At 73.3% G+C, this 14,264-nt stretch carries 13 protein-coding genes; 5 read left to right on the top strand and 8 right to left on the bottom strand.

The window, feature by feature from the left end; all coding sequences use genetic code 11:
- Window positions 1–1,285 (bottom strand): AAA family ATPase (locus ABZ914_RS11435; protein WP_500192909.1); only part of this gene is annotated, 1,285 nt, incomplete at its 3' end.
- A 188-nt stretch (window positions 1,286–1,473) separates the two neighbouring features.
- On the opposite strand from ABZ914_RS11435, the gene ABZ914_RS11430 reads away from it, so the two are divergent.
- Entirely contained in the window at window positions 1,474–2,862 is a 1,389-nt protein-coding gene (locus ABZ914_RS11430; RefSeq protein WP_500192908.1) for a PucR family transcriptional regulator, read from the top strand.
- Window positions 2,863–2,914: 52 nt separating this feature from the next.
- On the opposite strand, the gene ABZ914_RS11425 is transcribed toward ABZ914_RS11430, so the two are convergent.
- A complete protein-coding gene (locus ABZ914_RS11425) occupies window positions 2,915–3,751 on the bottom strand; it encodes a class I SAM-dependent methyltransferase (RefSeq protein WP_500192907.1) in 837 nt (278 codons plus the stop codon).
- 286 nt (window positions 3,752–4,037) lie between these two features.
- Between ABZ914_RS11425 and ABZ914_RS11420 the strand changes: the two genes are divergently transcribed.
- Window positions 4,038–5,162 carry an alpha/beta hydrolase gene (locus ABZ914_RS11420; RefSeq protein ID WP_500192906.1) on the top strand — a complete coding sequence of 375 codons (1,125 nt, stop codon included), beginning with the start codon at window positions 4,038–4,040 and terminating at the stop codon, window positions 5,160–5,162.
- 84 nt (window positions 5,163–5,246) lie between these two features.
- Here the strand turns inward: ABZ914_RS11420 and ABZ914_RS11415 are convergent, their stop codons facing one another.
- Window positions 5,247–6,581 (bottom strand): sensor histidine kinase, encoded by a 1,335-nt coding sequence (locus tag ABZ914_RS11415; RefSeq protein WP_500192905.1) that lies wholly within the window; start codon window positions 6,579–6,581, stop codon window positions 5,247–5,249.
- A gap of 166 nt (window positions 6,582–6,747) precedes the next feature.
- Here ABZ914_RS11415 and ABZ914_RS11410 point away from each other — a divergent pair, with 166 nt between their 5' ends.
- From ABZ914_RS11410 to ABZ914_RS11400, 3 genes are read left to right on the top strand one after another with little or no spacing between them, the layout of a single operon-like run.
- Complete coding sequence (locus ABZ914_RS11410) at window positions 6,748–6,969, top strand: hypothetical protein (RefSeq protein ID WP_500192904.1); 222 nt, start codon at window positions 6,748–6,750, stop codon at window positions 6,967–6,969.
- Window positions 6,970–6,995: 26 nt separating this feature from the next.
- Window positions 6,996–7,685 (top strand): response regulator transcription factor, encoded by a 690-nt coding sequence (locus ABZ914_RS11405; RefSeq protein WP_500192903.1) that lies wholly within the window; start codon window positions 6,996–6,998, stop codon window positions 7,683–7,685.
- Between the two features lie 55 nt (window positions 7,686–7,740).
- Complete coding sequence (locus ABZ914_RS11400) at window positions 7,741–9,138, top strand: FAD-dependent monooxygenase (RefSeq protein ID WP_500192902.1); 1,398 nt, start codon at window positions 7,741–7,743, stop codon at window positions 9,136–9,138.
- Here the strand turns inward: ABZ914_RS11400 and ABZ914_RS11395 are convergent.
- From ABZ914_RS11395 to ABZ914_RS11375, 5 genes are all read right to left on the bottom strand, one after another.
- The gene (locus ABZ914_RS11395; RefSeq protein ID WP_500192901.1) at window positions 9,128–10,285 is read right to left on the bottom strand and encodes a S8 family serine peptidase; all 1,158 of its coding nucleotides are present in this window, start codon (window positions 10,283–10,285) and stop codon (window positions 9,128–9,130) included. The genes ABZ914_RS11400 and ABZ914_RS11395 overlap by 11 nt on opposite strands.
- A gap of 79 nt (window positions 10,286–10,364) precedes the next feature.
- Window positions 10,365–11,570 (bottom strand): S8 family serine peptidase, encoded by a 1,206-nt coding sequence (locus ABZ914_RS11390; protein ID WP_500192900.1) that lies wholly within the window; start codon window positions 11,568–11,570, stop codon window positions 10,365–10,367.
- A 56-nt stretch (window positions 11,571–11,626) separates the two neighbouring features.
- On the bottom strand, window positions 11,627–12,949 hold the full coding sequence (locus ABZ914_RS11385; RefSeq protein WP_500192899.1) for a hypothetical protein: 1,323 nt from the start codon (window positions 12,947–12,949) through the stop codon (window positions 11,627–11,629).
- An 11-nt stretch (window positions 12,950–12,960) separates the two neighbouring features.
- Window positions 12,961–13,416, bottom strand: a complete 456-nt coding sequence (locus tag ABZ914_RS11380; protein ID WP_500192898.1) for a hypothetical protein — start codon at window positions 13,414–13,416, stop codon at window positions 12,961–12,963.
- A 136-nt stretch (window positions 13,417–13,552) separates the two neighbouring features.
- A complete protein-coding gene (locus ABZ914_RS11375) occupies window positions 13,553–14,176 on the bottom strand; it encodes a LysE family translocator (RefSeq protein ID WP_500192897.1) in 624 nt (207 codons plus the stop codon).
- Window positions 14,177–14,264: the final 88 nt, after the last annotated feature.

The following is a 14,264-nucleotide window of genomic DNA, read 5'->3' as shown; positions in this document are numbered from 1 at the left end:
CCCGCGCCCGGCGCGCGCGGCCTCTCGCCCAGGCGTCGGTGGCGGCGGACAGCAGCCGGTCCGCGCGCGCGCCGCGTTCCGACGTCAGCGCGGCGGCGCGCTGCCACGCCTGCCACGAGTCGCCGTACCGGCCCGCCCGGCGGGACCGCGACGCCGCCTCCGCCAGCTCGTCGGCGATCCGGTCGTCGGCCTCGCCGGACAGCGCCGCCCGGTGCCAGATCAGCGACGGCCGCTGCCAGTCCTGCACCAGCACCTGCGCGAGCAGCGCGTGTGCGGCCCGCCGCTCGGCCCGCGACGCCTCCGCCCACAGCGACGACCGGACGAGCCGGTCCCGCACGACCACCGCGTCGTCCCCGGCGACCGCGTGGTCCGCGAGCCGCAGCAGGCCCGACTCGCGCGCCGCCTCGATCTCCCGCGCGCCGATCCCGGCCGTCCGCGCGGCCCGCGCCACCGTCGCCGCGCCGAGCCACTCGTCCGCCGCCACCATCAGCACGAGCCGCTGCGCGCCCGGCGTGAGCCGCAGGTGGCGGCGCCGGAACAGGCTGCGCAGGACGCTGCCGGGCGGCAGGGCGCGGGGCGGCGGGGCCCCGCCGGACAGCTGCGCGGCGGTCAGCCCGCCGGCCAGCTCCCGGACGGCGAGCGCGCACCCGCTCGCCAGGTCGACGACCTCCTCCGCGAGCTCGGTGCCGAGCGTGTCGCCGACGGCGTCCTGCAGGATCCGCAGGCTCGCCTCGTCGTCCAGCGGCGGAAGCCTCAGGTGCGGGATGCCGGTGAGCGGCGCCTGTGTGCGCGCGGCGAAGACGATCGCGAGCGGTTCGTCCCCGACGCGGCGCGCTGCGAACGCGAGGGCCTCCAGCGTGACCTGGTCCAGCCACTGCGCGTCGTCCACCCGGCACAGCACGGGCCCGGACCGCGCGGCGAGGCTCAGCAGCTCGCAGACCGCCGAGTACAGGACGAACGGGGCCGGGGCCTCGCCGCCGGACAGCGGGGCCAGCGCCGCCCGGAACGCCGGCGGCAGCTCCCCGACCAGGTCCGACAGGGGCCGCAGCAGCCGGTGCAGCCCCGCGTACGGGACGTCCGCCTCGGCCGGGACGCCGATGGCCGTGAGCACCCGGAACCCCTCGGCGGCGGTCCGTTCGGCGGCGTCCAGCAGGGCCGTCTTGCCCATGCCCGCGTCGGCGACGACGGTCAGCGCTCCGCCGTGCCCGCCGCGCGCCCGGCCGAGGAGCCCTTCGGCGACCCGGAGCTCCCGGTCGCGTCCGTACAGCCGATCGTGTCCAGACAACACACCCATGGTGAGCAGAGGAGCACGCAGCGGCCGGACGGTCCAGAGCCCGGTTCTGTTTCAGGGCGGCCGCGCAACGGGACGGGCCCGCGATTGTGCACCGGCACAGTGCGGCGCGGGACCGGTGGTACCAGAGTACGCATGGTGGCACGATGAGGCCCCCTGCGTTGTGCCGGAGGTGGCGGGCGATGACGGCGAGCCGGTCGGGAACCACGGACCGCGCGGACGCCGAGGGCCGGGACGCCCTCCGCGGGGACCCCGCCCACCGGGAACCGGCGAACCGCGCCCCCGCCCGCCAGGACTCCACCGGCCAGGACCGCGCCGGGCAGGAGCGCGCCGGCCAGGACCGGGACCGGGAGCCGGGCCGCGCGGACGCGGACCGGGCGGTCCTGCGCAAGGCGGTGGCGCGGCTGACCGACCGGCTGCCCGACCTCGCCGACCGGCTCGCCGCCGAGATCCTGTCCGGCGACGACGGCGACCGCTCCGAGCAGCTGCGCGGCGACCTGTGGGAGGTGTGCCGGGTCGGCCTCGGGCACGGCTTCGAGGTGATCCTCGACCCCGGCCGGGGCCGCACCGACCTGGACTGGGCGCGCCGGCTCGGCCGGCGCCGCGCCCACCAGGGGCAGCCCCTCGACCAGCTCCTGCGCTCCTACCGGCTCGCCGGGCGGGTGTTCTGGGAGGCCGTCGTCGAGGTCGTCGGGCGGCACGACCCCGGCAACGTGCCGGCGCTCGTCCGGCAGGCGACCCGCACCTGGGACACCATCGACGAGCAGTCCGGCGCGGCCGCCGCGGCCTACCACCAGACCGAGCTGTCGCTGGCGCGGCGCAGCGAGGAGCGCGTCCAGGCGATCGTGGACGCGCTGCTGGACGGGCAGGGCGCGGACGGCGGGCTGCTCGCCACCGCCGCGTCCGTCCTCGGGCTGCCGGCGTCGGGACGGTACGCGGTGGTGATGCTGGGCGCCGAGGGCGGGTTCGCGGGCGAGCTCTCCGGCGAGCTCACGGGCGGCCGGGACCGGCGCCCCGGCGACATCGGCGGGATGCGGTTCATCTGGCGGCTGCGCGCCGACGCGCAGGTCGCGCTGGTCGCGCTCGGCACCGCGGAGCTCGACGACCTCGTCTGCGCCGTCCGCCCCTACGCCCGCTCCCACGCCGGCGTCAGCCCCGTCGTGCACAGCCTCGCCGAGCTGGGCGGGGCGCGGTGGCTGGCCGAGCTGGCGCTGCGGACCTGCCGCGGCCCCGGCTCCCAGATCGCGCGCCTCGACCGGCGCCTCCCCGACGCGCTGGTGCTGTCCCAGCCGCGGCTGGCCGGCCGGCTCGGCGACGTCGCGCTCGGCGGCCTCACCGGCGTGGACCCCGCGTTCCGGGACGTGCTGCTCGCGACCCTCACCGCCTGGCTGGACTGCGACGGCTCCGCGGCCCGCGCCGCCGACCGGCTGTTCTGCCACCGCAACACCGTGCTGAACCGGCTCCGCAAGATCGAGCAGCTCACCGGCCGGACCCTGGCCCACCCCCGCGACCTGGTGGAGATCGCGCTCGCCCTGAGCGCCGTCCGCCTCCACGGCCCCGCACAGCACTGACCTGCGGCGAGCCGCCGTCCTGACGCGCCGGATGACGACGGCTCGCCGCGCCTCAGCGGACGACGGCGCGGAGGAGACGGAAGTAGTCGAAGGGGCGGAGGGCGTCGCTGCGCCGCCACGCCTCCGGCGGGACGGCCCGCTCCAGGGTGAGGTTCTCGACGACGTCCAAGCCGTGCTCCCGGAGCAGCGCGTCGACCTCGTCCGGCGCGAACCGGGACCGGGACGGCTCGCCCGCGTCCCGCGTGACCTGCGCGGCGACCTCGGCGTAGGCGTCGCCTTCGGCGTCCCGCAGGCCGGGCGGCAGCGCGTAGTCCATGACGAGCTCGGTGCCGGGCGCGAGGCGGCCGATCTCCGCGAGCGTGCCCGCGACGGCGTCGCGAGTGAGGAAGTAGCTGACGCCGAGCCAGCTCACCAGCGCCGGACGGGCGGTGTCGAAGCCGGCGGCGGCCAGCTTCGGGACGGGCCCGTCCGGCTCCTCGAAATCGACCGGAACGAGCGCGGCGTTCCCCGGGACGGGAATCCCGGCGGCGTCCAGCAGGCCCTTCTTCCACTCCTGCGTCGCCGGATGGTCGGCCTCGAAAACGCGCATTCCCTCCGGCGCGCGGAACGCGTAGGTGTCGAGCCCCGCGCCGAGGACGGCGTACTGGTCGAAGGCGCCGGTCCGCGCCTCCGCGTAGCGGCTGCGGACGGTGGTGATCGCGCGGGTGCCCGCGAGGATGATGTGGTCGCCGCTGCCCCGGTGGTAGCCGATCATCTCGTCAGCGAGGCCGCCGAGCAGCCGCGCGACCAGCGGGTCCGCGAAGATGAGGGGCCGCTCGTCCACCAGCGGGTGCGCGGCGCGCGCCGCCGCGGCCGACAGCGCGGTCCTGCTGGGCCGTCCTTCTTCCATGGCCTGCCTTTCCTCTCCGGCTCCGCGGGTCCGGCCCGGTGGCCCCGGCATTCGTGAGCCGGGTTCCGCGGGCCCGCGTTCGAGAAAGGCAGCCTATTCGCCGATAACCCGATCATAGCAGCGCGAAATAAATTCCCCATATACCTCACATCAAGATCAGGCGGCATTCCATTCGATCCGTCCTTGGACGGGTTAACGCGGAGCTAACCCGGCGTTGTCATGCGGCTGATGCGGTGGCGGCTAACTTGGCGGTCGGACGAAGACCGAACTGCCTTAGGGGGAGGGCATGGGACTCACCGGAGGCGGGTTCATCGCACTGCTGTTCCTGGTGGTGGCGGTCCTGTTCGTGTTCACCGTGTGGTGGTGGCCGCGCGGCGCGCGCTCGGGGCCCGTCCCCGTCGCCGCCAGGATCGGACTGCTCGTCGGCACCCAGGGCGTCACGCTGCTCGCCGTGCTCGTCGCGGTCAACGCGCACTTCGAGTTCTACTCCGGCTGGGACGACCTGTTCGCCACCAATGCCGCGCCCGCCAAGATCAAGCACGTCATGGCGAAGGCCGGCGGCCCGGTGAAGCAGATCGACACCGCGACGATCAAAAGGATCGGCACCGCCGCCGCGAAACGCGATCCGGCCGTCTCCGGAGCGACCGAGGAATACCGCTTCCAGGGCCAGGCGACGGGCCTGAGCGCCGAGACCTACGTGCTGCTCCCGCCGCAGTACTACCAGCCCGCGTACGCGCGGACGCGCTTCCCCGTGGTCATCGTGCTGACCGGCTACCCGGGGCACCCGACCGCGCTGCTGCACACGATGCGCTTCCCCGACCTCGTCCGGCAGGGCGAGCGGGCCGGCGTGCCGCCCGCGATCTACGTGCTGATGCGGCCGACGGAGGCGCCGCCCCGCGACACCGAGTGCGCGGACGTGCCCGGCGGGCCGCAGGTCGAGAGCTTCTTCGCCACCGACGTGCCGCTCGCGATGCAGGCCCACTACCGGGTCGCCGTCGGCCGCGCCGGGTGGGGCGTCATGGGCGACTCCACCGGCGGGTTCTGCGCCACCAAGATCGCGATGAAGCACCCCGACCGGTACTCGGCGGCGGCGTCGCTGTCCGGCTACTTCTCCACGATCCAGGACCTCACCACCGGCAAGCTGTTCGACGGCAACAAGAACCTGCAGAACGAGAGCAACCTGCTGTGGCGCGAGAAGCACCTTCCCGCACCGCCGATCTCGCTGCTCGTCGCGTCCTGCCGGGTGGGGGAGAAGACGTTCCCGGAGAACGAGCGGTTCCTCGCCGGGATCCGCCCGCCGATGCGGGCCGACAGCCTGTTCCTGCCGTCCGGCGGCCACAACTACCGCACGTTCCGCCGGATGGTCCCGGCCACGCTCCGCTGGTTCGGCGTCCACCTCAAGGCCGAGTGAGGCCCGCCGGGCGGCCGGGGGCCGCCCGGCGGTCGCATCGGCCTGCCCGGTCGGCGCATCGGCCTGCCCGGCGGGGCGTCCCGGTCAGGCGCCCTCGTCGGCGACCGGTTCGGACGCCGGCAGCAGCAGCGTGAAGATCGGCGGGGACGGGCGGCGCAGCACCAGCCGGCCGCCCTCCGCCTCCGCCAGCGCGCGCGCCAGCGCCAGCCCGATCCCGTGCCCGCCGTCCCGCCCGCCGTCCCCCTCGCCGCCGGAGTGCCGCCGCGCGAAGATGTCCTCGGCCTCGGTGACGCCCGGCCCCTCGTCCGACACGTCGATCGCCAGGCCGCCGCCGATGTCGCTCGCCTCCACCGTCACCCGCCCCGCGCCGTGCACCTGCGCGTTGTCCAGCAGCACCCCGAGGATCTGCCGCACCGCCGACGCCGACGCGTGCACCTCCGGCAGCGGTCCCCGCGCCGCCACCTCCAGCGGCCGCCCGTCCGACGGCCGCCGCCGCAGCTCTTCCAGCACCCCCGCGACGTCCAGCCGCTCCCGGTTCGGCCCCGCGTCCCGCGCCAGGCTCAGCAGGTCGTCGATGATGTCGCGCAGGTGCTCCCCGCGCCGCACCGCCGTCCGCACCGCCGCCGCCAGGTCCGCGCCCGGCCGCTCCAGCGCCGACTCCAGCCCGAGCAGCAGCCCCGTCAGCGGCGTCCGCAGCTGGTGCGACACGTCCGCGCTGAACGCCCGCTCCCGGTCCAGCATCGACCCGAGCCGCCGCGCCGTCACCTCCAGCGCCCGGCCCGCCTCGTCCGCCTCCAGCACGCCCGACGACTGCGCCCGGACGGTGAAGTCGCCGTCCCCGAGCGCCTGCGCCGCCAGCGTCAGCCGCTCCAGCGGCCGCGCCAGCCGCCGCGACTGGTACCGCGCCACGAACGCCGCCAACCCGATGATCAGCAGCGCGAGCGCCGCCATCACCCACCACGCCCGCTCGATCCGCCGCGCGACGACCCGCTCGGGCATGCTCACCCGCGCCGCCGACGTCACCCCCTCGTCCGAGGGGATCGGCGCCGTCACCACCAGCCGGCCGTGCTCGTCGCGCTGGTGCAGCCGCCCGTCGCTCGCCTGCGCCGCCGCCCGCGAGTACGGCGGGCCCTCCCCGGCCAGCCGGCGCCCGTCGATGCCGTAGATCCCGACCCGCAGCCGCTCGTTCAGCCCCTCCGGCAGCCGGATCGGACGCGGATGCCGCGCCTCGTCGTCCGGCGCCGTCGCCGCGACCCGCGTCGCGTCCCGCTCCAGCTTCGTCTGCGCCTCGCTGCGGTACAGCCGCTGCACCGCCACCGCCAGCGGGACGATCAGCAGCAGCACCGCCACCGCGGTGATCCCCGCGATGGTGACCAGCAGCCTGCGCCGCAGCGGCGCCGTCCTCGGAACCGCGTCCACAGTCGCCTCCCGCCCGGAGGATAACCGCGGTCCGGGCGTGCCGTACCCGCCCCGCGCCCGCGTCCCGGCAAGGTAAGCGACGCCCTAACCCACCGCACAGCCGCCGATGACGCGCTCCGGACTAGGTTGCGTCCAGACGCCGGCGTCGAGAGGGGGAGGCACGATCATGCGCAGGCTGCTCATCGGCGTACTGATCGTCACGGCGCTGGCCGGTGTCGGGCTCGGCCACGCGGTCCGCGTCCACCGGGACTGCGCGGGCGGGCCCGGCTCGCGGCTCGGCAAGGTCGTCGACGTCGTCACCGACGTCGTCACCTCCACCACCCGCGGCTCGTTCTGCCCGTCCCGGCGTCCCGGCGCCCGGACGGCCGGCATCCCGGCCCGCACGTGACCGCCCCCGTCCGTAACATCGGGACCATGGCCGGACCCTACGTGCTCGTCGTGGAGGACGACGAGGCCATCGGCAGCGAGCTCGCCGAGGCCCTCGCCGCGCACGGCTACGAGGCCGACTGGGCCGCGACCGGCGGCGACGCCCTCGACAGCGCGGCCCGCCGCGCCCCCGACCTCATCCTGCTGGACCTCGGGCTCCCCGACATCGAGGGCGTCACCCTCTGCCGGCGGCTCCGCACCGTGCTGCGCGACGCGGTGATCGTCGTCCTCACCGCCCGCACCCAGGAGTTCGAGGTCGTCGTCGCGCTCGACGCCGGCGCCGACGACTACCTGACCAAGCCGTTCCGGCTCACCGAGCTGATGGCCCGGCTCCGCGCCCACCTGCGCCGCAGCAGCGCCGGACGGTCCGACGAGCGGTTCGTCACCGCCGGCCGCCTCACCCTCGACCTCGCCGCCCGCCGCGCCAGCTACGCCGGCACCGAGATCGCGCTGCGCCCGAAGGAGTTCGACCTGCTCGCCCGGCTGGTGTCCAGCGCCGGCGAGGTCGTCACCCGCGAGGACCTCATCGACCAGGTCTGGGACACCAACTGGTTCGGCCCCACCAAGACCCTCGACGTGCACATCTCCGCCCTGCGCCGCAAGCTCGCCCAGCAGGGAGCCGACCCCGGCAGCATCACCACCCTCCGGGGCCGCGGCTACCGCTACGAGCGCGACTGACGGCCGCCAGCGCCCTGCCAGCGATCTGCCAGCACCCCCGCCCACCCTGGGGCGCATGATCCTCATCGCCGGAGCCGGCCCGACCGGCCTCACCCTCGCCATCGACCTCGCCCGCCGCGGCGTCCCGCACCGCCTCGTCGACCCCCGCCGGCCGGCCGGCTCGCGCGGCAAGGGCCTCCAGCCCCGCACCCTGGAGGTCCTCGACGACCTCGGCGTGATCGACGCCGTCCGCGCGGCGGGCGCCCCGTACCCGCCGCTGCGCGCCTACTCCGGCGCCGACGTCGTCTGGGAGGGCCGCATGCACGAGCCCGCCGAGCCGACGCCCGACGTGCCGTACCCGAACGTCCTGATGGTGCCGCAGTGGCGGACCGAGCAGATCCTCCGCGACCGCCTCGCCGCCCTCGGCGGACGCGTCGACCCCGTCGGCCTCGCCGGCTTCACCCAGGACGCCGACGGCGTCACCGCCGACCTCACCGACGGCACCACCGTCCGCGCCGCCTACCTCGTCGGCGCCGACGGCGGCCGCAGCACCGTCCGCAAGGCCCTCGGCGTCCCCTTCCTCGGCGAGACCCGCGACGAGGAGCGGATGCTCATCGGCGACGTCCGGACCCCCGACCTCGACCGTGACCACTGGCACATGTGGGCCGACCTGGAGACCCGCACCCCCGGCGTGGGCCTCTGCCCGCTGCCCGGCACGTCCGACTTCCAGTTCACCTCCGTCCTCGCCCCCGGCGAGGACCCCGACCTCACCCTCGCCACCTACCAGCGGCACCTCGCCGACGGCAGCGGCCGCGACGACATCCGCCTCACCGGCCTCGGCTGGGCGTCGGTCTACCGCGTCAACATCCGCATGGCCGAACGGTTCCGCGCCGGCCGCGTCTTCCTCGCCGGCGACGCCGCCCACGTCCACTCGCCCGCCGGCGGCCAGGGCCTCAACACCGGCGTCCAGGACGCCTACAACCTCGGCTGGAAGCTCGCCGCCGTCCTGTCCGGCGCGTCCCCGTCCCTCCTCGACACCTACGAGGAGGAGCGCCTGCCCGTCGCCGCCGGCGTCCTCGGCATCAGCACCGCCCTCTACCGGAAGGCCGCCGAAGGCCAGGCCGACGCCCACAAGCGCGGCGAGGAGACCCAGCAGCTCCTCCTTGCCTACCCCGACAGCCCGCTCTCGTCCGGCCCCCACGGCGGCACCCGCGCCCCCAACGCCCCCCTCGCGGACGGCACCACCCTCTTCGACGCCTTCCGCGGCCCCCACTTCACCCTGCTGGCGTTCAACACCCCCGCCCCCGCCTGCGGCCCCGCCGTCGGCACCGTCCCGATCACCGCCAACCCCGAAGCGGAGGCCGCCTACGGCATCACCGCCCCGACCCTCGTCCTCGTCCGCCCCGACGGCTACCGAGCCCACACCGGCGACGCCGCCTCCACCCACACCTACCTAACCCGCCTCAACCTCTAGAACGAACCCGGCGCCAGACGAAGGCCAGCCCACCGACGAGCAGCACCCCCACCCCCGCGACAGCGGCGTAAACGGCAGGTGAGGTCCCGCTGCCCGCCTTGCGGGCTTCGGTGGTCGAGGCTGCGGGTGCCGCTGTCTTGCCCGCTGTCCCCTGCAACCGGTCGAACCTGTCGTAGACGGGATTGGGCGCGTCCGCCGGCACTGGATACTTCCCAGGGTCCATGGCGCGGGCGATGCGGATGGCGCCGTAGCCGGTCGCCTCGTCCGGGACGGGCTTGTTGATCGGCAGCGCTGTGGCAAGGAGCCGCTGGACGACGGTGCGCCCCGACATGCTCGGATTGCGTGCCCGAACCAACGCCACCGCCCCCGAAACCAACGCCGCAGCTCCGCTCGTCCCCTCCTCGCCGCTGTAGATCTTGTCGTTTCTTCCGACGAATACCGATCCGCTTGCGGGCGCTGCGATGGCGACATAGGGCTGGCGCTGTGTCTTTTCCCAAGGGCGCAGATCAGAGTTGATGCCGCCCACGGCGACGACCCCCGGACAGGATCCGGGAGCCTCCGGGGAGTTGATGGTCTTTCCGTCGTTCCCGGAACTGGAAACGAGAACGGCATCATGCGCGAGCGCGTAGGCGACAGTGTCGAGAAGCTTCTTGGGGCATTGATGGGGAATCTCGGCTGAGCCGCCGCCGAAGGACAGGTTGATCACCCTCGCGCCCTTGTCGACGGCGAAACGGATTCCGTTCGCCACGGCGTCCGTGGGGTTCATGTCGGACCGCCAGACGTCATCGACCATGACGCTCACGGGGAGGATCTTCGCGTCCGGCGCGATGCCCACGTAGCCGCTGTTCCCACCGCCCCGACCCGCGATCATGACGGCCATCGAGGTGCCGTGGCCGTCCAGCTTCGTGTCCAGGTCCTTACGGCCGTCGGTCTTGCCGCCCGCGGTGTCTGTGCCCTTGAGGACGGCACCAGAGAGCTCCGGGACGCGTGCGTCCACGCCCGTGTCGAGAAGAGCGACCGTGACGCCGGCGCCCTTTGTCAGCGGCCACACGGAGTTCTGGACGTCCCAGGAGGAGAACCACCACTCGTCATTACGCGGTCGAAGCTCCGCCGAAGCAGGTGAGGCAGCGAGGACGACCAGTGCCATCGCCGAACCCGCGGCGACGATCCGACGAAAACCCCTAATGTGCGTTCTCAAAGCAGCCTGCTTAGGGTTCCCCCGCCACTCATGCCACTGGTCGGCGGTTACGAGTTCTGAGCCAGAGGAGGACAAGGCCGCCGATCAGGAGTGCTGCCAGACCCGTGACGGCGGCGTAAACGGCAGGCGAGGTTCCGCTGCCCGCCTTGCGGGCTTCGGTGGTCGAGGCTGCGGGTGCCGCTGTCTTGCCCGCCGTCCCCTGCAACTGGTCGAACCTGTCGTAGACGGGGTTGGGTGCGTCCGCCGGCACTGGATACTTCCGAGGGTCCATGGCGCGGGCGATGCGGATGGCGCCGTACCCGGTCGCCTCGTCGGGGACGGGCTTGTTGATCGGCAGCGCCGTGGCAAGGAGCCGCTGAACGACGGTGCGCCCCGACATGCTCGGATTGCGCGCCCGAACCAACGCCACCGCCCCCGAAACCAACGCCGCGGAAGCACTGGTTCCCGGCGTGCTGCGGTAGAGCTTGTCGCCTCTTCCAACGAACACCGATCCGCTCGCGGGGGCCGCGAGGGCGACGTAGGGCTGGCGTTGGGTCTTCTCCCAGGGGCGAAGATCGGATTCGATGCCGCCGACGGCGAGGACTCCCGGACAAGAACCGGGAGCCTCTGGGGAATTGATCGTTGTGCCGCTGTTGCCTGCGCTGGCAACGATGACGACGTCCTTCTTTATCGCGTATCCGATGGTGTCCAGGAGCTTATCCGGACATTGGTGGGGGATGCCGTCCGCTCCGGCCCCGATGGACAGATTGATCACCTTGGCGCCCTTGTCCACGGCGAACCGAATTCCATTGGTGAGGGCTGCGGTGATGCCCACGGGGGAGCCCGGCACGTCCCCGATCGTTACATGCACGGGAAGAATTTTGGCCTCCGGGGCGATCCCGACGTAGCCGCTGTTCCCGCCGCCCCGGCCGGCGATCATGACGGCCAGTGAGGTGCCGTGACCGTCTTCGAAGATGTCCATGTCCTTACGGCCGTCGCTCTTGCCGCCGGCCGTGTCCGTCCCTTTGAGGACGACACCGGAGAGTTCTGGAATTCCTGCGTCCACTCCGCTGTCGAGAAGGGCCACCGTGACACCGGAGCCCTTCGACAGCGGCCAGACGGATTTCTGGACGTCCCAGGCGGAGAACCACCATTCATCCTCGCGGGGTTGCAGGTCCGCGACTGCCGGCGAGGCGGTGGCGGCGACCAGGCTCGCCGCCGCCACCGCGGCCGCGACGCGGTGAGAAGTCCTCACGAGGCTTTGCCAGCGCCCATTTGCTCGGTATGGCGGCCGGTCGCCTTGCACGGTGGTCAGGTCCCTTCCGCCGGCCGCTTGTCGGCGGCTCCCAGAACGCTCGGTGAGACCTCGGTGTCGTCTTCCCACAGCTCCGGAGACTCGCTCGCCCATGCCTGGCGATCGCGCTCTCGATTCCGCTGCGCTGATCCGCCCACACCGGTCATCGGTCCCATGGCCGCGGATCCGGAGCGCGCCGTGGCGGATTCCTGCAGGGCCTCCGCTTGTGCGGCTGTGCCGGGGTTGATCGTGCCCCGGCCGATCACGCCGTTTCGAAAGCGCCCGTTTCCGAGGGCGCCGTTTGCGCTCGGCCCGCCGATGGGCGGCTCTTCTCCGACGCCGAGGGCGTTTCCGCCTCGAGGGACGCCGATCGTGCCGCCTGCGGGGAGGCCGGTGCCTCCCCGGAGCGGGGCCAGGCCGGTCCCACCGGGCATGCCGGGGTAAATGGTTCCCCCACCCGGCCGCTGTGATCCGGCACTTGGCGAGAGCGGCGATGTGGACGGAGAGGCGGAGTCTGCAGGGAGTCCAGGTCCGTCGCCGTTCGGGCCGCCAGTCCCGGGAGGGTGAACGCCTGACAGGTCCGTACCGGGGTTCGCGGGATTGCCGGTTCCTGGCGAACTCGGCACCGAGCCGGGTTGTGCTCCGGGATGGGCCTGACCCGGGTTCCCGGGGACGCCGAGCCCCGGTGCGGGGGATACGGCTCCGGGAGAACCGGATCCGGCCGGACCGTTGGAGGAGGACCCGGGCGAGATCCCGTGAAGGCCTCCCGCGCCACCGGCTCCGGATCCCCCCGAGCCACCGCTCCCCGGACTTCCGGAGCCGCCGGAACCTCCGGCGGGCGGTGTGCTGATCGGAGCCCCGTGGTCGCGCCGCCTCATATCGAGCGGTGTGGAGATGCTCGGGGGGATGGCGCTCCAGGTCTCGGTGATGCGTTCGTTCGCGCCTTGCATCCAGGAACGCGCCTCGGCGTCGTCCTTCGGCTGGGGCATGTTGTTCTTGTACCAGGCCAGGTATTCGGAGCCATGGCGTTCGACGGCCGTTCCGAAGTCCCTGGACGCGGCACCGATCGTGTGGCTCGACGCCCACAGGTTCCGCAGCTGTTCCTGAGCGGCGGCGGCGTCCGTGCCGTTCCAGGCGTCGTTGAGATCCTGGCCGATCTTGGCGAGCTTCGGCGTGAGCTTCTCGTAGGCCGCCGCGAAGCGGAGGTAGGCCTCCCCGGCCTCCGTCACGGCACCGGGATCACTGGACTTCAGGTACCGGAGGATGCTCGCTCGGTCGTACCGGCCCGGTGACCCGGTCGGGGCCCCGTCACGCAGGAAGTACGTGTACTGGTTCGTCACTTCGACCTCCGTTATCTCAGCGACCCCGGGCCTGGACGTGGTGAGTCCTTGGTGCGGGGGGCGGTGGGATCGGGGGTGCTCTCGAGCTGTGCTCTGACGGCGGAGACGCGGCGTTCGAGTTCGGATTCGACGTCGTCGTACACCTGCGCGGTTCGGCGGAGCATCTTGATGGTGTTCAGTGCCTCGGAGAGGAAGGCGCTGTGCTGGTCGGCCAGCACGGCGCGGCCTTTCACGATGCTGGGGACGAGGTTCTGGGCCGCGTCCCAGGTGCCGTAGGCGGCTTCTGGGGTGCTGCTGGCCTGGTGGAGGTCCTTGGTGGCGTCGAGGAGGTCTTCGAGGTCGGATTCGAGGCGTTTGGCGATGGCTCGGAGGCGGGCGCGGTCGACGCGGAGTTTGCCGGTCTGGTTGAGGCCCGGCCAGTTGCCGTAGGCGCCGGGCGGTACCGACCTCGGATCGACAGGCGGCATTGCGGTGTCCCCTCCAGCTCCCGTCATGCTGGTCCCTCGCGCCGTCGACTCTGTCATACGGCTTGACCGGGCGTCAGGGATGGTGCAATTCGGAGGGGCGGCGTGATCCCATTCGGGCGGCCGGATCTTGGCGACGTCAGGGTTTGGCGGCCAGGCGGAGGCCGAGGCCGATGAAGAGGGAGCCGGTCGCGACGTCGAGGCGGCGGCGGGCGGTCCGGCGGCGGCGGAGCCATTCGCCTATCCGGCCGGCGAGGACGCCGACCGTGCCGTCCACGAGGAATTCGAGGGCGATCAGAATGGCGCCGAGGCAGGTGAACTGGAGCCAGACCCGGCCCAGTTCCGGATTGATGAACTGGGGGAGGAACGCGATGGTGAAGGTGACCATCTTGGGGTTCAGCAGGTTGGTCACCAGGCCGTTGAGGTAGGCGCGGCGGTTCGAGGGCGCGGCGGCGGGGGCGTCGTCCTGGTCGTTGCGGTGGCGGATGGTCTGGACGCCGAGGAGGACGAGGTATGCGGCGCCGACGAGGCGGACGGTCGTGAACGCGATCGGGACGGCGGCGAAGAGGGCGGTCAGTCCCGCGGCGGCGACGGCGACGTGGACGGCCTCGCTGGTCGCGACGCCGGCGGTGGCGAGCAGGCCGGCGCGGGGACCGCCGCGCATGCCGCAGCCGAGGATGAAGAGCATGTCCGGGCCGGGCACGAGCATCGCGATGATCGAGGTCAGCAGGAACGCGGCGAGCAGGTGCTGGTCGATCGGCATGACAGGATCGTGCCACGCCGGTCGTGCGGGGCGCGGCGGCGCCCTCGTCAATAGGATCGGTGCGCACTCGTCCCCGTCGGAACGGATC

The organism is Spirillospora sp. NPDC046719, assembly GCF_040645715.1.
GTDB lineage: Bacteria > Actinomycetota > Actinomycetes > Streptosporangiales > Streptosporangiaceae > Spirillospora.
Note: the sequence above shows the minus strand (reverse complement) of the source record. Positions and strands in the feature narration are given on the sequence as shown.

What these genes read in the sequence shown, in the direction of transcription:
- ABZ914_RS11400 (WP_500192902.1), top strand. Translation starts at nt 7,741, where the DNA reads ATGATCCTCATCGCCGGAGCCGGCCCGACCGGCCTCACCCTCGCCATC.
- ABZ914_RS11380 (WP_500192898.1), bottom strand. Translation starts at nt 13,416, where the DNA reads ATGCCGCCTGTCGATCCGAGGTCGGTACCGCCCGGCGCCTACGGCAAC.
- ABZ914_RS11395 (WP_500192901.1), bottom strand. Translation starts at nt 10,285, where the DNA reads ATGGCACTGGTCGTCCTCGCTGCCTCACCTGCTTCGGCGGAGCTTCGA.
- ABZ914_RS11405 (WP_500192903.1), top strand. Translation starts at nt 6,996, where the DNA reads ATGGCCGGACCCTACGTGCTCGTCGTGGAGGACGACGAGGCCATCGGC.
- ABZ914_RS11420 (WP_500192906.1), top strand. Translation starts at nt 4,038, where the DNA reads ATGGGACTCACCGGAGGCGGGTTCATCGCACTGCTGTTCCTGGTGGTG.
- ABZ914_RS11425 (WP_500192907.1), bottom strand. Translation starts at nt 3,751, where the DNA reads ATGGAAGAAGGACGGCCCAGCAGGACCGCGCTGTCGGCCGCGGCGGCG.
- ABZ914_RS11430 (WP_500192908.1), top strand. Translation starts at nt 1,474, where the DNA reads ATGACGGCGAGCCGGTCGGGAACCACGGACCGCGCGGACGCCGAGGGC.
- ABZ914_RS11410 (WP_500192904.1), top strand. Translation starts at nt 6,748, where the DNA reads ATGCGCAGGCTGCTCATCGGCGTACTGATCGTCACGGCGCTGGCCGGT.
- ABZ914_RS11375 (WP_500192897.1), bottom strand. Translation starts at nt 14,176, where the DNA reads ATGCCGATCGACCAGCACCTGCTCGCCGCGTTCCTGCTGACCTCGATC.